Below are 16,164 nucleotides of genomic sequence, written 5' to 3'. Positions count from 1 at the left end.
GCGAAATCCCGCACTGTGATCAGGTGCACCATCCGCCGGCACCGCTACGCTCGGCGCCGTGAGAAAGATTCAGAGCGCAGCGGCCGATGAGATCCGTGTGCGGTGGGAGGCCGCCGGCAGGCCCCCGTGCGAAGAACACACTCTGGCAAAGGAATACGCAGGTGGAATGGATCTGGGCGACAAGCGGTGTCTGACCTGCGGCGCAACCGTCTGACCGCCAGGGCTTACCTAGTGGGCCGGCGGGCGAGTTCGAGCGCGTCGCCGAGGCGGTAAACCTGCGGGTCGCAGTCGGCCAGACGGTGATCGGTGATGCGCACGCGTCCGTCGTCATCGAGGTGCTGCCAGCCCCGCGGCTCAAGGCGGCGCGCCCCGTGCGCCCAGTGGTAGAGCGTCCGTTTCGGGATCGCCGCGCCGATCACCGCGGTGACCCGCACCAGGTCGGCGAGCGTGTACAGCTGCTGCTCGGCCAGGGCGCGGGCGTCGGCCTCGATCCGCGCGACCTCGTGCTGTGTTCGGCACCGGCCGCAGCGCACCCAGGGCGCGGTGCGGCCGTCGTCGCCGATCTCGGCGCGCAGCTCGTACTGACACACCGTGCGGTCGTCGAGCACCGCAGGGCAGGCGCCGAGGTATCGGCGTTCGATCGGCCTGTCGACGTAGCGGCGCAGCGCGGCGACGGCCGCGCGCACGTCGTCGTGTAGCTGCTCCGCGGCGGGATGCGCGCGCAGCTGGTGGCGCTGCTCGGCCAGCCAGGCGGCAGCCTGCGCGGTCGCGTCCGGCGGCGCATCGGGCAGGGCCGCCGCGGTCCGGTCGGCGGTGAGTGGACCGCGGAGCTCGGTGGTGCGAGCAACGAGATGCGGTCCCCCGATGTAGATCTCGACGCCCAGCTCCTCGGCGATCAATCGCGCCCACGTGGTGATGGTGTTTACGAGCTGGGCGCGGGCCCGGTCGCCTTCGAGGACGGCGCCGCGGCCGCGCGCGGGCCGGATCGGCAGCTGCGGGTCGGCGCTGCGGCCGCCGATTTGGTGGGCAGTCATGTGGGCGAGGCCGGCGCGGGTGACTTCGGCCTCCGCCAGTAGCGCGGGCACGGCGCGCAGCTCGTCGACGAGCGAGCCTCCGCACGTTGTGCACAGCGGTGCGCCGTCGGCGCTCGGGCGCGCGCACCGGAGGCACTCGGGGCCGCTCATAGCCGGATCCATCGGCGGACAGCGGCCATGAGGCGCTCGCGCGGCCCGTGGCGCGGCGGCTGCCACTGGGCCGGATCAATTGCGTTGCGCGGCAGCGTGTAACAGGTGCTGAGCTCGGCACGGATACGGGCGTGAAGGGTCGCCTCGTAGTCCACCAGGCGCTGCTGCACCGCAGGAGAACTCGTCAGCTGTCGATCCCACCAGGACATGGGTCAAACCTCCTCGAGGTCGGCGAATGGGTCCTCGGGCACGCCCATTCCGGCGCGGCGCCACTCGATCGCGATCAGGGCATTGAGCACGTCAGTCCAGTCCGGCCATAGCTTTCGCGGGAACTGCAACTCGGGCGTGGCGCCGCAGGCCGCGTGAGCCCACAGCGCTGCCTCGGATTCGGTCGGGTCGGGCGCGAGATTCACGCGGCCAGGACTCACCCACGGCGTCAGCGCAGGGTCGATCGGCCCCGGCAGGCACGGGTTATCCCACATCAGTGCTCCTGTTGGGCTCGGGCGTAGTAGCGGCGTGTCATCTCCTGCTGTGCGGGCGTGCAGCAGTCGCATGGCGGGTCGCCGGGTAGACCGCACATGAACCCGAATGCCGGGCACGGCGAGTACACGTCGCTGTCGCGGCAAGCCGGGCACCCGGCCTCGTCGTACTCGCCGCACCCGGTCGTGACATCGCATGTGCAGCCGGTGATTTCAGCCATGTCGGTCCTCTCGTTCGGCGCGCTCATAGGCGGTGCACCTGCATGTGCCGCCGAGCGCGCCGACGTGCATGCACTGCCCCTCCCGGTTCCAGTGCGAGCTGCGCCGGTGCCAGCATTCGCAGCGAGCGGGCTCGGGGGTGTTCAACGACGGTCCTCTTTGTCGGCGCATCCGCATGTGGGGGTGTGCAGCTCACCGTGTTTGCCGTCCGACCCAGTGGGGCGCTGTCGCTCAACGTCGGCCAGTAGTTCGGCGATCACCTCGGCGTAGCGTCTGCGCTGGTCGGTGTCGGGGTAGAAGTTCAGGAGTGCCGTCTCGGCGAAGGCGAGTGCCTCGCCGAGCGTCTTGACACTGCGGGCGGAGTGCAGGGCGCTCACGGGCGGTCCTCCCAGTCGGCGCGCGCGATCGCGGCGCGGGCCCGGTCGCTGAGCCGCGCCGGGTCGTAATCGATGCCGTTGCCCTGGCGCGGCGGCCGATGCTGCGGGCAGGCGCGCATCACGTCAGCGTCGGGCGGGGACAGCCACCCGTCGCGGCAGTCGTACGGGCACTCGTGCGGCTCCATGGGCTCGCCGGTCCTATCGAGCGCCATCGCGCACCGCCTCGGCGGCGCGCTCCCTGGCGTGCACGTTCCGCATCTGTTCCTGCATAGTCCCGTCCTTGACGCCGTGCGCGTAGATGTCGCGGGCGAGCTGGTGCAGCGACCACACGCCGGAGCGGTCGAGCGGGGTCCTGTTGTCGTAGCGCTCGGCGTCGGCCAGCTCTTCGCTCACGTACCGCTCGACGAGTTCGATCACTTCGCGGGGCTCGATCCAGTTGTCAGCCACCGGTGCTCACCTCCCGAAGCTCGTAGACGTGGAACGTGGTGTCCGGGTCCTCGGGCGCGATTTCCGCGAGGAACATCCGCGCGTCGCCGAGATCGGCGCATGCGTATCGGTCCGGTTCGCCGAATGTCGCTTCGGCCTCGTCCAGCGCGATGTACACCCGGCCGTCAGACTCCTGCCAGCCGACGACGTATCCGGGTGGTGCGTGCTCCGCGCACGGCTCGGTCTCGACCGGTTGCCTGCAGATGTTGCAAACCATCCCGCCGGGTGGAAGTTCGTCCGACCACACCGCGCGGTAGGGCTGCTGCGGCTCCAGCTCGGCGATGCGGGCGCGCGCCTGGCTGAGGCGGTGGAGGGCGGCGTCGAAATCGGAGCGCTTGGCCTCCAGATCGGTTCGCAGGGCGGCGATCTCGCCACGAGCGTCGAGCAGTTCGTCGGCGAGGCGTCCGCAGAGGTCGGGGGCCGCGAACTGGACAAGCTCGCGCAGCTGGTCGTCGGTCAGCCGGTCGTCGGATCCGGTGCCCGCGAGGTACTCGTCGAGCGACATGAACTCCGACGGTTCGGTGGGCTGATCAGACATGCGCGCTCACCTCCGCTGGTGCGTCGCCGGGCAGGTAGACGACGGTCTCCGGGCGTGGGCGGTAGGACGGCTCGCATTCGCATTCGACCTCGCCACAGTTAGCGCACTCGCCGCAGTTGCCGCACGGCTCGCGGTCTTCGTCGGACTCGTTGTGCACCCAATAGAGCTCGGCGACAGCGAATCTCACGTTCCCGTGGTGGTCCACGAACGCGGTCACGGCGTGGCTGGCGTCGACGTAGGTGGCGTTCGTTACCCCGGCGTCGCTGCGTTGGATGCCGAAGTCGGACGGGCGGAGCGGGCCCTCGACGCCGTGCGCAAGAGCGAACGCGCAGGCCTCGGCGAGCGCCTTCTGAAGCGGCGTCTGGATGGCGGTCTGGTCAGGCATTGGCGGGTTCCTGGGTCTTGTCGGGTTGCGTGCTGGGCGCGCCGCTGTCGGTGGCTGTGGTGGCCGTCGGCGGCGGTTCGGGGTCGGCGGCGGGTTCGGGTGTGGGCGTGGCGGTCTCGCCGCGTTTGGCGGCCAGGGCGGCGCGGACGGCGGCGGAGCCGCGGCGGGCGCGGTCGAGGGTGCCCGGGTCGTGGTCGCAGACGCGGGTGCCGATGTAGCCGCCGGTCTCGGCGCAGCCGAGGGGGCAGGCAGCGATGGCGGCACGGCGTAGCTCGGCGGCGGATTCGCGGTCGGCGGCCTGCTTGGCTGCTGTGGCGCGGTCGCGGTCGGCTTGGCGGTGTTCGGCGGTCTCCCGAGCCGTGCGGCAGCCGCGGCAGGGCTCGCCGGTGTCGTTGCCGTCGGGGTGGCGCGGGCAGGTGGGGGACGGCTCGCCGTCGGGGTCGTCGTGATCGCTGGGCGGATTGGGTGGGGGGTCGTTGCGTTCGGGCTCGGGCGCTTGGTGACGTTCCCCTGTTACGTAACCCCCAGTGGTGACTGGTGACTGGTGGATGGTGGCTGGGGATCCGGACCGAATCGGATTACCAATCCGATTGGCAATACCGTTGGTAATCGAGTCGTCTGGATTGGTATTCGAATCGTCGTCTTCGATTACCGATCCGATTGGTGATCCGAACCGATCCGCATCGGCGATATCGCCTGTCGCCGGAAACCCGATCCGATTACCAATCCCGTTGGTAATCCCGAGGTCTTCCAGCGACGGCAGACCGAGCAGCCGGGTCACTTGCTCCGCCGACAGCGGAGACGTCCACGACGAGAACTCGGGATGCAACTCACGGGCCAGACGAACCTCGGTCACCACCGCGGCGCGCAGCCGTTTGGACGCCACCGCGCCGTACGCGCGGCACAGCGCGATCGCCATCTTCGGATTGCGCAGCGGTTCGTCCCAGCGGATGTGACGCCGTGTCACCGCCTCTTCGGTGACCGCGTCGAAGCATGCGAACCCAGCCGCCTCCAACTCCGCGGCTGCGTCCTCGATCTGCGCGACGGTCCATCCACGGGCCTTCGCGGCGATACGCGCTGGCCGCCAGTCGACACGGCCGCACGGCGACAGCGTCGGGTCATGGCGCATCACGTAATCGAGATGCTGCGCCGCCGGGGTCAGGTCGGTGTAGTCGTCCTCGTCCCACACCAGCAGCGGGGTTCGTCCGTACCTGCTCGCCATCTATGGCACCTCCTCGAGCTTCAGCACCGCAGCACCCTGGATTACGTGAGCGGGCAGCATCTGCCCGGTGATGGACTCGCGGAAGTGGGCGTGGACCGCACGCTCGGCGAGATCCACGGTCAGCCAGTCGAACCGGTCGAAAATGACTGCCCACGCGTGGATCTGGAACTCGACCGGCGCCCCGAAGATCTGGCTCCAATCGGCGGCCGCATAGAACACCGCGACCGCGACGGCGCGGGCACGCGCGGTGACCGGCTCCAGCTCCGGCGGCGCACCCCAAGCGAGAATCCCGCGGGCCCACTCGCCCGGGTCACCACGGAAGATCGGCCGCGACGGGTGGTCGGATTGGTTCGCCAACTAGGGCACCTCCTTTGGGAACTCGTCCCACAGCTGGCCGTCGAGCTCGCGCCCGGCGGCCTTCTTGCCGACGCGGCGGATCGTGATGTCCCGCCCCCGGCTCATCGGCGGCTCGGTCGGCTTGCCGTTGACCAGCGGCCGGACGACTCCGGCCGTCGACAGGAACGCGGCGGGCGCCGAGTCGGCGTGGAGCCACAGGGACTCGGGCACCCATTCGCCCCACTGCTTGAAGAAGAAGTCGACACCGTAGGTGGTGCACTGGTCGCGCAGCTGGCGCGACCAGTCGGGATGCATCGGCCGCGCTTTTCGACCGGATTCGCCGCCGACGATCACCCAGTCGATGCCGCCACGGTCTCCTGTGTCGATGTCCTCGCACGGCACCCAGTCGTGTCGGGCGCCGGGGATGGCGGTGAGGTCGATCGGCCCGAGCAGCGGCTCGGCGGAGATGAACCTGACCGTGGCATCCGTGTCGAGCAGTGTGGGGACTCGGATGTCCGCCCATCGCTGATCTTCCGCGCTGACGCCCAGCCAGACGTTCGGCAGCGGCCACACCGCGTCGTACAGCACGGCCGCCGTTTCCTCGTCGGTCGTTGCCTCCAGTAGCCTCTGGCCGCCGATGGCCATCAGCGACCGCATTCGGGCGGGCCGCTTGGTGAGGATCTGGAAGGTGTGCTGCTCGGCGCGGGCCATCATCGCGAACACCTTGGCGATGAACTCGTCCGGCACCGCGTCGTGGAACAGGTCGCTCATCGAGTTGACGAACACCCGACGCGGCTTGCGCCACCTCAGCGGCTGGTCCAGGCGCTCCGGATGGAAGGTGACACCGAACCCGTTTGGGAATTGCGGTGTCCCAGCGAATCGGTGCGCGATGCCCTCGGCGTAGCAGTTGTCACAGCCGGGCGAGACCTTGTCGCACCCGGTGACGGGGTTCCAGGTCTCGTCGGTCCATTCGATCTTCGTCATGGCTTGGGCTCCCGACGCTCGAACCAGAACACGATCTCCTCGTCGGTGACGCGGATCAGCAGCCAGTCGTCGTAGCTGGTCGCCTTCGAGTCGCCGGTCAGTTCCTCGTACCGCGAGGCGGCCATGGCGACCGCGTCCCGAACCTCGCCGACGACCGCCCCGGTCCCGTATGGGACCGGGACAACCCACTCGTAGACGGTGCTGGTCACGACGCGACTGACGACGGCGGTCACGACTGCTGCTCCGTCCCCGCGGCGCGCAGGTCTGCCAGCAGCGAGTCCGCATCCTCGGCGCGCACCAGCACATCGCGCGCCTTCGACCCGTCCGCCGGGCCGACGATGCCGGCCTGCTCCATCAGATCCAGCAGGCGCGCGGCCTTGGCAAACCCGATCCGCATCCGGCGCTGCAACATCGACACCGATCCGAACTGTGTCCGCACGACGAGGTCGACGGCTTGCAGGAACACGTCGCGGTCGTCGCCGATCTCGTCGGCATCGAGGTCGACCACGTCGACGCGCGCGTGCTGCTGGACGCGTTCGGCCTCGGCGGCGGCGGCGATGTTCGGCAGGCGCCGCTCCCATCCGGCGGACCATTCGCGGCGGTTGTCGCGATCGTCGTCGAGCAGCTGGCGCGGCATCATCAGGCCGAGGAAGCTTTCACCGCAACGGATCAGCAGGGCCCGGCTGGCCGAGTGCGTCTCGATGTCGAGTGCCTCGCCGTAGACGTTGGATGCCGCGCTGAAGCGCGCCATCATCTCACCGCCGACCGACATGTCCGTCAGGTGTGTGGCGTCGCTGCCGTGCTGGCGGGCGATCAGGCCGGGGATGGTGCACAGGGTGCCGCCGTCGGTGGGCAGCCGCGGCACGGTGAAGCTGTGGCCGTCGACCAGGCCGCTGCTGTCGGTGATGGTGAGTCGGTCCTTCGAGATCTCCAGGCGCAGTTCGAACTCGGGGGTGTCGCCCTTCTCCTTCCCGGCGGTGAAGATGGCGAGGATGTTCTTGACGTCGCTGGGCGCGACGTCGACGGTGACCGGGAAGTGTCCGGGCTCGTTGTCAGATTCCCAGACGCTGGCGATGGCGAGCCCGGCGGTGAACATGTCGGTCGCGGTGACGACGACGTTCTGCCGGTCGAACGCGAGCCGGATGCGGTGGATGGTCGGGATCTCGCTATCGGTGGACGCGTGCACGCGAACCGCGTTGAGCGCCTTACGGAAGTCGGCAGTGCCGACCGTGACAGTGGTCATGAGCGATCCCCTTCGCGTGTGGGTCGGTTCGGGAAGAGGACGTCGTTGACCAGCTCCCGGGCGGCGTGCCACTCGGCGTCGTTCGTGATTGCCCGGCCGGTGAACGCGGCGATCAGGTTCGCTGCACGCTGGTGCTCGACCATCTCGGCCAGGCGGTCGGCGATCTGCGCGAGGGCGCGCGCCTGCGCGGAGGCAAACATCAGCGCGGCAGTCTGCGCGGCCTGCGCCCGCTCGGCAGGGGTGTCGTCGGTGTCGCGACGCATTGAATCGGTGAGATGCTCGTACCCGATGAACCACAGGTTTTCGGGTTGCGTGCCCTCGCTGCGGAGGATCTTCTCTTCGGGGGTCACGGCTCAGTCCTCCCCGCAGTAGCACGCGCCGTCATCACTGCCGCAGTCGCGGCAAGTGAGGAAGTCGGCGTAGGTCGGTTCGGCGCAGTAGCACTCGCCTTCGGGGCATCCACGTGGGCAGCTCACTGGTCGGCCCCCTTCGCCTCGTCGACGATCAGCTGGTTCAGTTCGGCGAGGACTTCGGTGCCCTCGCGTTCGGTGAGGGTGAGCGGATCGGCAATGTCGTTGCGGCCGAAGAAATTTCGCAGGAACATCACCTTTTTCTCGTCGTCGTCCGCGCCGAGCTGGTCGAGCATCTGCGCGGCCTGCGTCCACTGGGCGCGCAGGATCGGCATGTCGCCCGCCTCCCGCTGGTTGAGCCGGGCGATGATGTCGGTCGCTTCGTCGACGGTGAGTTCCTTCGCGGAGGTGATCTCGCGGCCGGTGTCGAGCGAGAGCCATTTGCGCTTTGCGGCCGGGGTCTTGTGGCCGTGACGTTCCAACTCGGCCGACAGGGTGCGTTGGTCGGCGGGCGTCGCCAGCTCGACGGCCGGTTCAGGAGAGGCCTTAGCCGAGACCTCTACCTGCGATGTGTCCGGTTTTGCGCCCTCTTTGGAGGCGGTCTCGGCCTCGGTTTCGGCCCCGGCGGCGGGCGGTTGCCACTGCTGCACGACCGGGCCGGCCGCTGAGGCGTCGACGGGCGCTAAGTCGGCGACGGTGACGCGCTCGGAGCTGACGCGCACCGGCTCGGGATCGTCGTTGCGGTCCTCCTGGTCCTCGGCGACGGCGAGGCCGAGCAGGATATGAGGTGCGAGGCGCTTGCAGACGGTGGTCGCGGCCTTCGCCCACAGCATGTCCTCGGGCTGCGTGATGTACTTCTCGTTGCCGATGAGCTTTTCGTACGGGCCTTTCGGGCCGTCGAACTTCTTGGTCTTGTATTTGCCGGTCGCCGGGTCGATCGTCGGGATGAACCCGGCCTGGCGGGCGCGCTCGATCGTCCACGTGCTGGTCTCGGGATCGTCGCCGGGCCACCAGCCGGTGAACGTCACCGTTTCCGGCCCGGCCTCGACGGTCTTGAACTTGTAGCCCTTCGCCCGCAGGAGAGCGACCATCGTCTTGGCGTAGATGGACGGCATCCCGTGCACCGGAAACACGTTCTGCAACGCCTGCAACGGGTGCAGGCCGAGTTCGCCGCCGTGCAGGATCGCGACTGCGGCATCGCCCGGCTTGCCTTGGTAGATCTTCGGAACCAGCGACGTGCGGCAGATGTCCTGCGCGAATTTGAGCGCCTTCGCGAGCATGTCGGTATAGCGGTTGAGCGTGTCGAACGGGTCGACGGGCAGCGTGGGCAAAAGTTGGCTGTCGTCGATGGTGGCGAGTTCGGCGGTCATCTGGCGTACTCCTCCTGGCGGTAGATGCGTTCGGGCAGATCGATGTGGTGGATGCCGCCGGGGTGTGACGGCCAGGTGTCGGTGAGCTGGCACTCGGCGTAGCCGTCGAGGGCGCGGCGGTTGCGGCGGCGGCCGAGATCGGCGGCGGGCTGCGGCAGTTCGACGACCCACACCTCGTGTGGCGGGTCGGAGCAGACGACGAGCCACAGCCATGTCGGCACGTCGATGCCGAGCAGAGCAAGTACGTCCACGTACCAGGGCCATTGCTGGTGGTATCCGAAGTCGGCGGCGGACCAGATCCATTCGTCCGGGCCTTGCTTGCTCGTGGTCTTGAGGTCGCCGACCAGCGCGGTGCGCGGGTCGAGCCATTGCAGCCAGTCGAAGCGGGCCCGCATCATCACGCCGGTAGGCTTGTCGCGGGCGTAGGCGGACAGCTCCGGGACGCCGGAGGCGAGCACGGCGGCGGCGTCCGGGTGTGCGAGCACCTTGGCGGCGGCGGCGTGCGCGCGGTCGAAGTCCTTGGGCTTCATCGGGATGCCGCCCTCGGCGCGGATGCGCGCGACCTCGGCCTTCGCCGCGTTCGATTGCCATTTGTCGTAGCCGGTGTTCACCGGTTGGGCGCCGACGCCGAGGACGATGGTGTGCACGGCGCTGCCCCAGATCATTTCGTCCGAGGGCTGGCGCGGGTGCTCTCGTTCGTAGCGCCAGCGGTGCGGAGTCACCTCGAGCCAGCGCCGGATCTGCGTCGAGGAGATCGAGTTGCGGTCGCCGTGGTACACGTCTTCAGGCACGCCCGCGTATAGGCCGGGCTCGGTCGGCGCGCTCATGCGGTCGCCGCCACTCGTGCCGCCGCCTGCACGCGGCCCTCGACAACCCCGGCGGCGCGCCGGGTGAGCACGCTCGTCGGGCCCTCGAAATCGACCCACACGGCGAGGCACATGAGCAGCTGCGCCATGCGTTCCGGGTCGCGTGCGCATGCCACGGCCAAGTGCTGGTAGTTCTGCTGCGGGCCGACCTCGCGCACCGAGGCGCAGATACTCAGCGCTTCGCGCGCGAGTTCGTCGTGATCGGTGTGGCGAGGCATCAGGACTCACCTCTCTCCAGCTTGGTGCGGCACGCCCGGCTGCAGCACCCGCGCAGTCCGCACTTGGGCGACAGGGCTTCCAGCGGCAGCGGCCCGCCACACCTACGGCATCCGCTCTGGCGTGGCCGGTCGATCAGGCCGAGCATGTCGAGCAGCTGGCGCGCGTCGGTGGCGCCAACGCAGTTGGCGGCGACGGTCCGCCGAGCTGCGGCGCGCTCAGCCTCGCCGACGGGGAGCGCGGGGATCTGGTCGAGATTGGGCTGTTGTGCCATCACAGCGCGCCCATCTCGACGGCAGTGCTGCGGTCGCGTGCGGCGTCAGGGTCGGATACTGAGCCCGGCCGGGCGGGGGTGTCGTCGTATTCGTCCGCCGCCTCGGCCTCGTCGGCGTCGACCGGGTCCAGCGCGGACGGGTCGAACTCTTCCGACAGCGTTTGCTCGGCGCGAATGCGGCCCGGCGTGTACCAGACTCCGCACACCTGCATCTCGACAACCGCGTCGTCAGGGAGGTCGATGGCGACTAGGGCGGCGCGCAGCTCACCGAGGGTGACAGGGCAATCGATGTCCTCCGCCGCGAAAGCGGCTGTGACACTGCGGATCTCGGTGCGTGATGTGCGCTTGTGGATGACCGGCTGCTCGATCATCATGCCGACACCTCGCTGTCGGTCTCGCCGGACCAGCCGCACAGCTCGCAGCCGCGGCGGTGACAGGAGGTGCAGTCACGCACGGCCGGGTCGCGGCGGCCGGACACTGCGATGCTGACCGCGATGCCGCTGAGGATGAGCAGGTAGGCGGACTGGATGAGATGGCCGGTCAGGATCATCGGGTCACCGCCTTGAGCCGGGCCGCTGCCTCGACAACGACGTCGGCGTGCAGCTGGTCGACGGCGGCGGCCTCGTAGCCGAGCTGGGCCATGATCGCGCGGGCCCGGGCGGCCAGGTCGCGTTCGCCGATGAATTCGAGATCACGCGCCAGCTCGACGAGACCGGCGGCGGCCGCCACGTCTACGGGAGGCTCGGCGGTGACGAGCTCGAGATCGGCCGGTGCGCAGATCCGCCAGTCCGAGTCCGGGCGGTTGTCGATGCACGCGAGGCGTGGGCGGTCCAGGGAGCCAGCGATCTTCTCGACGGTCAGGATCTCGCCGGTGGCGCGCAATCGGACGCGGTCGCCGGGGCGGAACTTCCAGGGATTCATGGATCTGTCTTTCCTGTAGGGTGCCCGTTGGCCGCGGCGCCGAGCGTGTTCGAGACGTTCGGCACCGCAGCTGTGGGGCGATCGAGTGGTTGGCGCGAGGCCGGACCGGCGGGCTATTCCTCCGCCGGTCCGGCCTCGTGATCCCCAAGTCGGCCGTCGCCGCCGGGGACGATTCGGGCAGCGTCGAGCTGCTCTTGCCGCTGACCGAGCTGGATCGCGACCGCGGCGAATGCCTCGGCGAGAGCGAGGAACGCGGTCGGGGCTATGCAGTCTTCGGCAGTCTGGGTGGGCGTGCCCATGGCGAGGTCGACCAGCGCGGTGACGTAGCTGTCGATCCGTGCCGCGACAGCGGCAGGTACCTCGATCTCGCTCATACCGCGGCCGCCGTCATCCACACCAGGAGCCAGAACCAGCCGGCTACGCCGAGCAGCAGCGCGGCGACGGCCAGGACGGGGAAGAATACGCCCGGTGCCGGATTCGGCTGCTTCACACGTGATTTCATGGCTGCACCTTCCGCGAGAGGGAGTGCGACGCCGAGACCGGCGACGCCGACGGTTCCGAGAGCGATGAGGGCGAGCACGCCACTGCCCTGCCCGGTCATCGCCACCCTCGCCAGGCGGTGACGACAAGGGCAGCGGGGAACGCGAGGATGGCGGCGGCGGCGACCACGGTGGTGACGATCACGACCGGCCCCGCTTCAGCTGCTCGAGTCGCGTGCGCGCCGCGGTGAGCTGGTACAGCGCCCGCTTGTACGCGTCGTTGTAGGCCCGGCCGAGGTGCGAGAACTGCTCGAGGCGCTCGGTGTCGTCCTGGAGCTTGGCGACGAGCCTCGATGTGGTGGCGAGATCCGTGGCCTCAGCGGCGAGGCGCACGACGAGAGGGGTGGCGTTCATGCCTCACCCCACGTCGGCAGGGACCGGATGTAGCGGTCGAGGCTCTCACGCATGTAGAGGGTCTTGGCTCCCTCCTTGCGGGTGATGATCTTCTCCTCGCGCGCAAGGGTTTCCAGCCGCCACTTCGAGAGGCCGGTGTAGGCGATTGCGCCCTTGAGGTCGAATGAGATCGCGGGCTCGGGCAGCTCCTCGCGGATCAGCTGGCGCAGCAGATCGCGGTCGACGGTGGCGCGCCCCGCGACCTGGCGCACCAAATCTTCGAGCGCCTCGGTGTTGATCAGTCCGGCGCTCATGACACCTTCTCCGTGATGGTGTCGAGGAAGCGGCCCGCGTCTGCGCCGAGAACGCGAGCGACGCGCAGCAAATCGATGACCTGAAACGCCCGCTTCCCGGTTATGCGCCGCTGCCAGGTGGTGCGGTTCATGCCGATCTCGTCAGCTACTGCGGATTGAGTCTTTCCAGCACGCCATATGGCGTCACGAACCGCCGCCGCAACGGCGCGGTTAGTAGTGTCCATGCGGGCCACACTAGTGCCCGTCTGGTCACTTTTCAAGAACGAATAGGCACGTTTCAGCAAACCGCCCAGTCGCTACCACAGTCGGCCTTGGACTTGATTTCGCACCCATTCGGTCTCCAGAATGGACCGTATGGACACAGGAGCCGCCGAGAGTGGCAGTGACGCCGAGGCGAAGCGAATAGACATCGCCCTCGGCGCAGAGCTGCGCGGGCTGCGCAGTAAGAGGGGGCTCAGTCAGGATGAGCTCGCGAAAGCCTCGGGGATCTCCAAGCGCACGATCGTGCGCTTGGAGAGTGGCGAACGGCCGATGGGCATGGACCAGCTTTACAAGCTGTGCCGCGCCCTACGTATCAAACCGAGCCAGCTGATCAACGCTGTCGAGGCGGAAGTCGGAATCGAGTAGCGCGCCGGCGCTTTGGCCGCGACGGCGCGCTTCGATGATGAATTGCGATACAGACATGGCGTGTCGATCGACGACAGCCCGAAGGCCGCCTAGCAGATCCCGTTCCGCCGCACCGTTTCGGTGTGCTGCACCGTCCACGTTTCACCCCTGGAAGGTTGCCGCGAGTAGGTCCTCCCCCGGGATGGCCGTGCACGCGAATAATATGGATAGAGTTCCCGCAAATCGAACATCTGATCTGGAGCGTAGTGCCCCAAATGGGGTACCGCAAGGTCTGATTAGCTGCGGATTGCCGATTAGGGGGTTTAGGTTGCTGACGGTATGGGTATTTCGTGCCTTCGGTCCGTTTCCCGCTGGCCAAGGCGTGTTGCCTACTCGCGGGTTAGGCTGAACTCTGTGGCGCGAAGAGGTTTGCTGAACGCGGCGCTCGGAGTCGAGATCCGAGCCCGTCGGGAAGCCGCAGGCCTCACACGTGAACAGGTATGCAAAGCGGCCGACACCGCCAGGAACGTGCTCATTCGACTCGAAGCCGGTACCCGGTCCATGACCGTGGAACAGCTGGAGGCGATCGCGCGGGCGCTCGAAACAGATCTCAACGACATCTACCAAGGCGCTCGAAAGCGCATCGAAAGCGGCCAGATTCGCACGCGCTCCGAGCGTGCAGCTGACGAGCTCCGTGCTGCAATCGGTTTCGATTAGAACCAATCGGGCGAACTTTGCGCTACATGTCAGACACGCCGGATACGCTGCGAATTGTGTTCGCCGTAGTCTTCTCCATCCTGGCTGTAGCAGTCGTGCGGCTCTGGAACTGGAAGGCCAAGCGAACGCGATTGATGACGCTGGCGATGCTGACCGTCGGCGCGGCATACATTTTCGCGCTCCCTCCTGCCGACTCCTGGCTCGATCCGCGGCTGGCCGGCCTTCTCGGTGAGAACATCTCGGACCTGCTGCTGTCGCTCGGCGTCATCGCCGCGTGCTGGCTGTACGGGCGGCTCGCACTGCGCGCGCTCGACTCAACCGGCGACGCCGACCGGCGCGAATGTCGGCATCCACGCGGCACGTTGGCCTGGTCGATCACTCTCGGCGCGGCCGCCGTCGGCCTCGTCCTGACCTCTCGCCTCGGCGAAAGCCGCACGCGCGCAGTCGACCACGAGTTCGCGCTGATCGACGCGACGACGCGCGCCTACAACGCAATCGCGGCCGTGCCCTTCGGCCTGACGTGCGCGCTACTGGCGGCGGCCGCGATCACCGCGCTGCTCGACCAACGCCCGGGGCGCCTGCCCTTCCTGGCGTTGGCCGCGGCGACCGTGTACGGCTGCGCCGCGGCGATAGTCACCCTCGTGCTGCTGCTCGTGGATCCGGAGATGTTGGCCGACCACATCGCCGCATTCACCGCGGGCACGAGCGGGCCGATCATCGTGTGCTTGGTAATAGCGGGCCTATGGGGCGCTCGGCCGTCGCGGTCGACTCGCCAGCTCTCGCCTTCCAGCAGTAGCTAACGCCGCTGGCTCGCAGGCACGAGCTTCTCCGGCAGCAGCATCCCGGCGAGCGCGTTCTGGCCCTCGCGAAGCTTCTGCAGATCCTCGTGCAGGTACAGCCGATTGGCCGCCGCGGTCGACTGGCCAAGGAACTTCATCCGATGCGCCTCGTCGACCGGGATCAGCGTATTCGCGGTGTGCCGCGTGCCGTGGCCTTGGATGATCGGCACTTCGGCGCGGGCCTGCGCGTCCGCCCATGCCTCGTTCTCATACTCGCGGCGGATCGGCCGGAACTGGTCGGTCACCCACAGCAGGCCCCACTCGTTCGGGATCCGGTTCTCCAGGTAGATCAGCAGCATGATCGCCAGCTCGACCGGCATGGAGATGATGTGCGACTTGCGGGTCTTCGGCTTGACCAGGGCGAGGTTCTTGTACAGCGGCTTGATCTCGTAGGTCTCGGGCGCCTCGAAGCGATTAGGGTCGTCGGAGTTCTTCATGCCCGGCTTGAGTGGCAGCTGCTGCAACTGCCAGCTGATATCGAGAGTCATGTTCTCGATGTCGACGCGGTCCTCGGTCAAGCCGAGGAGCTCGCCCTGCCGCTTGGCGGTGAGGTAGCGCGTCGCCCACAGAGTCACCAGCGGGTCGCCCCACTCCAGTGCGGTCTCGAGTACCGCGCGGGCCTGCTCTGGGGTGTGGGTGCCGCGCTCCTTGCTCACCGCCGCCGGGCGTTCGACCAACGCGGCGACGTTCTCGCGAATGTACCGCGGCCGCTCCTTCAGTTCGTCGTCGAGCCAGTCGCGCACCCGGTCGTAGGCGATCTGCTTGGTGCGGCTCGACCACTTCGGCACATCCTCGATGGTGACGGTGCCGTCGGGGTGGGTGATCTTCATCTGCTTGGTCTGGTCGTCCATCCAGGACAGCAGGTAGTCGATGTGGCCGGTGTTTAGGGCCTTGAAGTCGGCGCCGCCGATGGACGGCGTGATCTGCGAGTTGATCGTCGCGAGCACGTTCTTGTAGTGGTTCGGACTCCACCCCCGCTTCTTCTTCTCGGCCCAGCGCTTGATGCGGTCTTCGACGCGGATCTTCATCTTGGGCACGGGCATGATGCCGTTGCGAAGGTTCTCCTTCACCTTCTCCAGCTCGTCGGCGACGACGCCGCGGTCCAAGCTGTAGACCGGCGGCGTGCGCCGGCGCTTCCCGTCCGGGCCCGCGGGCAGCGACACGGTACCCACGTACATGCCGTCCTTGCGCCGGTAGATCGCGCCCTCGCCATACTGGCGCTTGCGCTTTTTGCCGGGCGTCTTGAAGGTCTGCTTCTTGGGGGTTGTCATCGCCGACACCTCGAACGTCTATCGTGGATTGCGTGATAGCTGGGAATCGCGGATGCCGGGGAGTGTCTCCGGGATTTGGCGAATCCTGGTGTAGC

General features: G+C 68.2%; 29 protein-coding genes and 1 pseudogene. 3 read left to right on the top strand and 27 right to left on the bottom strand.

Annotation, left to right across the window (positions count from 1 at the left end; all coding sequences use genetic code 11):
• Nucleotides 1-224: 224 nt before the first annotated feature.
• From AB0H50_RS20455 to AB0H50_RS20330, 26 genes and pseudogenes are all read right to left on the bottom strand, one after another.
• Nucleotides 225-1,184, bottom strand: a complete 960-nt coding sequence (locus tag AB0H50_RS20455) for a hypothetical protein (RefSeq protein ID WP_357454724.1) — start codon at nucleotides 1,182-1,184, stop codon at nucleotides 225-227.
• Entirely contained in the window at nucleotides 1,181-1,393 is a 213-nt protein-coding gene (locus AB0H50_RS20450; protein ID WP_357454721.1) for a hypothetical protein, read from the bottom strand. The genes AB0H50_RS20455 and AB0H50_RS20450 overlap by 4 nt, the downstream gene beginning before the upstream one ends.
• A gap of 3 nt (nucleotides 1,394-1,396) precedes the next feature.
• A complete protein-coding gene (locus tag AB0H50_RS20445; RefSeq protein WP_357454718.1) occupies nucleotides 1,397-1,666 on the bottom strand; it encodes a hypothetical protein in 270 nt (89 codons plus the stop codon).
• Between the two features lie 359 nt (nucleotides 1,667-2,025).
• Nucleotides 2,026-2,259, bottom strand: a complete 234-nt coding sequence (locus tag AB0H50_RS20440) for a hypothetical protein (RefSeq protein ID WP_357454715.1) — start codon at nucleotides 2,257-2,259, stop codon at nucleotides 2,026-2,028.
• A complete protein-coding gene (locus tag AB0H50_RS20435) occupies nucleotides 2,256-2,471 on the bottom strand; it encodes a hypothetical protein (protein WP_357454712.1) in 216 nt (71 codons plus the stop codon). The genes AB0H50_RS20440 and AB0H50_RS20435 overlap by 4 nt, the downstream gene beginning before the upstream one ends.
• Entirely contained in the window at nucleotides 2,458-2,706 is a 249-nt protein-coding gene (locus AB0H50_RS20430; protein WP_357454709.1) for a hypothetical protein, read from the bottom strand. The genes AB0H50_RS20435 and AB0H50_RS20430 overlap by 14 nt, the downstream gene beginning before the upstream one ends.
• Nucleotides 2,699-3,283 carry a hypothetical protein gene (locus tag AB0H50_RS20425; protein ID WP_357454706.1) on the bottom strand — a complete coding sequence of 195 codons (585 nt, stop codon included), beginning with the start codon at nucleotides 3,281-3,283 and terminating at the stop codon, nucleotides 2,699-2,701. Before AB0H50_RS20425 ends, AB0H50_RS20430 begins: the two co-directional genes overlap by 8 nt.
• Nucleotides 3,276-3,668, bottom strand: coding sequence for a hypothetical protein (locus tag AB0H50_RS20420; RefSeq protein ID WP_357454704.1), 393 nt, complete (start codon nucleotides 3,666-3,668; stop codon nucleotides 3,276-3,278). The genes AB0H50_RS20425 and AB0H50_RS20420 overlap by 8 nt, the downstream gene beginning before the upstream one ends.
• Entirely contained in the window at nucleotides 3,661-4,890 is a 1,230-nt protein-coding gene (locus AB0H50_RS20415) for a hypothetical protein (protein WP_357454701.1), read from the bottom strand. Before AB0H50_RS20415 ends, AB0H50_RS20420 begins: the two co-directional genes overlap by 8 nt.
• On the bottom strand, nucleotides 4,891-5,247 hold the full coding sequence (locus tag AB0H50_RS20410; RefSeq protein WP_357454698.1) for a hypothetical protein: 357 nt from the start codon (nucleotides 5,245-5,247) through the stop codon (nucleotides 4,891-4,893).
• Nucleotides 5,248-6,210 carry a phage Gp37/Gp68 family protein gene (locus tag AB0H50_RS20405; RefSeq protein WP_357454695.1) on the bottom strand — a complete coding sequence of 321 codons (963 nt, stop codon included), beginning with the start codon at nucleotides 6,208-6,210 and terminating at the stop codon, nucleotides 5,248-5,250.
• Nucleotides 6,207-6,443 carry a hypothetical protein gene (locus AB0H50_RS20400; RefSeq protein ID WP_357454692.1) on the bottom strand — a complete coding sequence of 79 codons (237 nt, stop codon included), beginning with the start codon at nucleotides 6,441-6,443 and terminating at the stop codon, nucleotides 6,207-6,209. The genes AB0H50_RS20405 and AB0H50_RS20400 overlap by 4 nt, the downstream gene beginning before the upstream one ends.
• Nucleotides 6,440-6,712 (bottom strand): annotated as a pseudogene (locus AB0H50_RS20395) (DNA translocase FtsK); the annotation flags it as partial. The pseudogene AB0H50_RS20395 and the gene AB0H50_RS20400, both read right to left, overlap by 4 nt.
• A 737-nt stretch (nucleotides 6,713-7,449) precedes the next feature.
• On the bottom strand, nucleotides 7,450-7,803 hold the full coding sequence (locus AB0H50_RS20390) for a hypothetical protein (protein WP_357454689.1): 354 nt from the start codon (nucleotides 7,801-7,803) through the stop codon (nucleotides 7,450-7,452).
• Between the two features lie 122 nt (nucleotides 7,804-7,925).
• Nucleotides 7,926-9,173, bottom strand: a complete 1,248-nt coding sequence (locus AB0H50_RS20385) for a hypothetical protein (RefSeq protein WP_357454686.1) — start codon at nucleotides 9,171-9,173, stop codon at nucleotides 7,926-7,928.
• Nucleotides 9,170-10,000: a PD-(D/E)XK nuclease-like domain-containing protein gene (locus tag AB0H50_RS20380; RefSeq protein WP_357454683.1), complete on the bottom strand. Its 831-nt coding sequence runs from the start codon at nucleotides 9,998-10,000 to the stop codon at nucleotides 9,170-9,172. Before AB0H50_RS20380 ends, AB0H50_RS20385 begins: the two co-directional genes overlap by 4 nt.
• Nucleotides 9,997-10,257 (bottom strand): hypothetical protein, encoded by a 261-nt coding sequence (locus tag AB0H50_RS20375; protein WP_357454680.1) that lies wholly within the window; start codon nucleotides 10,255-10,257, stop codon nucleotides 9,997-9,999. Before AB0H50_RS20375 ends, AB0H50_RS20380 begins: the two co-directional genes overlap by 4 nt.
• Nucleotides 10,257-10,529: a hypothetical protein gene (locus tag AB0H50_RS20370; protein WP_357454677.1), complete on the bottom strand. Its 273-nt coding sequence runs from the start codon at nucleotides 10,527-10,529 to the stop codon at nucleotides 10,257-10,259. The genes AB0H50_RS20375 and AB0H50_RS20370 overlap by 1 nt, the downstream gene beginning before the upstream one ends.
• Complete coding sequence (locus tag AB0H50_RS20365) at nucleotides 10,529-10,903, bottom strand: hypothetical protein (RefSeq protein WP_357454674.1); 375 nt, start codon at nucleotides 10,901-10,903, stop codon at nucleotides 10,529-10,531. The genes AB0H50_RS20370 and AB0H50_RS20365 overlap by 1 nt, the downstream gene beginning before the upstream one ends.
• On the bottom strand, nucleotides 10,900-11,079 hold the full coding sequence (locus AB0H50_RS20360) for a hypothetical protein (RefSeq protein ID WP_357454671.1): 180 nt from the start codon (nucleotides 11,077-11,079) through the stop codon (nucleotides 10,900-10,902). The genes AB0H50_RS20365 and AB0H50_RS20360 overlap by 4 nt, the downstream gene beginning before the upstream one ends.
• A complete protein-coding gene (locus tag AB0H50_RS20355; protein ID WP_357454668.1) occupies nucleotides 11,076-11,450 on the bottom strand; it encodes a hypothetical protein in 375 nt (124 codons plus the stop codon). The genes AB0H50_RS20360 and AB0H50_RS20355 overlap by 4 nt, the downstream gene beginning before the upstream one ends.
• Before the next feature lie 113 nt (nucleotides 11,451-11,563).
• On the bottom strand, nucleotides 11,564-11,824 hold the full coding sequence (locus tag AB0H50_RS20350) for a hypothetical protein (protein WP_357454665.1): 261 nt from the start codon (nucleotides 11,822-11,824) through the stop codon (nucleotides 11,564-11,566).
• Nucleotides 11,821-11,952: a hypothetical protein gene (locus AB0H50_RS20345; RefSeq protein ID WP_357454662.1), complete on the bottom strand. Its 132-nt coding sequence runs from the start codon at nucleotides 11,950-11,952 to the stop codon at nucleotides 11,821-11,823. The genes AB0H50_RS20350 and AB0H50_RS20345 overlap by 4 nt, the downstream gene beginning before the upstream one ends.
• Nucleotides 11,953-12,130: 178 nt before the next feature.
• Nucleotides 12,131-12,343 carry a hypothetical protein gene (locus tag AB0H50_RS20340; protein ID WP_357454659.1) on the bottom strand — a complete coding sequence of 71 codons (213 nt, stop codon included), beginning with the start codon at nucleotides 12,341-12,343 and terminating at the stop codon, nucleotides 12,131-12,133.
• Nucleotides 12,340-12,636, bottom strand: coding sequence for a hypothetical protein (locus AB0H50_RS20335; RefSeq protein ID WP_357454656.1), 297 nt, complete (start codon nucleotides 12,634-12,636; stop codon nucleotides 12,340-12,342). The genes AB0H50_RS20340 and AB0H50_RS20335 overlap by 4 nt, the downstream gene beginning before the upstream one ends.
• Nucleotides 12,633-12,860 (bottom strand): helix-turn-helix transcriptional regulator, encoded by a 228-nt coding sequence (locus tag AB0H50_RS20330; RefSeq protein WP_357454653.1) that lies wholly within the window; start codon nucleotides 12,858-12,860, stop codon nucleotides 12,633-12,635. Before AB0H50_RS20330 ends, AB0H50_RS20335 begins: the two co-directional genes overlap by 4 nt.
• 130 nt (nucleotides 12,861-12,990) lie before the next feature.
• Between AB0H50_RS20330 and AB0H50_RS20325 the strand changes: the two genes are divergently transcribed.
• The 3 genes from AB0H50_RS20325 (at nucleotide 12,991) to AB0H50_RS20315 (ending at nucleotide 14,759) form a co-directional block, all read left to right on the top strand.
• On the top strand, nucleotides 12,991-13,263 hold the full coding sequence (locus tag AB0H50_RS20325; protein ID WP_357454650.1) for a helix-turn-helix transcriptional regulator: 273 nt from the start codon (nucleotides 12,991-12,993) through the stop codon (nucleotides 13,261-13,263).
• A 393-nt stretch (nucleotides 13,264-13,656) separates the two neighbouring features.
• Entirely contained in the window at nucleotides 13,657-13,959 is a 303-nt protein-coding gene (locus AB0H50_RS20320) for a helix-turn-helix transcriptional regulator (RefSeq protein WP_357454648.1), read from the top strand.
• Between the two features lie 56 nt (nucleotides 13,960-14,015).
• Entirely contained in the window at nucleotides 14,016-14,759 is a 744-nt protein-coding gene (locus AB0H50_RS20315) for a hypothetical protein (RefSeq protein WP_357454645.1), read from the top strand.
• On the opposite strand, the gene AB0H50_RS20310 is transcribed toward AB0H50_RS20315, so the two are convergent.
• Entirely contained in the window at nucleotides 14,756-16,069 is a 1,314-nt protein-coding gene (locus tag AB0H50_RS20310) for a hypothetical protein (protein ID WP_357454642.1), read from the bottom strand. The genes AB0H50_RS20315 and AB0H50_RS20310 overlap by 4 nt on opposite strands.
• Nucleotides 16,070-16,164 lie beyond the last annotated feature (95 nt).

Origin of the sequence: Nocardia sp. NPDC050793 (genome assembly GCF_040654065.1) — a bacterium.
Taxonomy (GTDB): Bacteria; Actinomycetota; Actinomycetes; order Mycobacteriales; family Mycobacteriaceae; genus Nocardia.
This window is presented reverse-complemented; position numbering and strand designations above follow the sequence as displayed.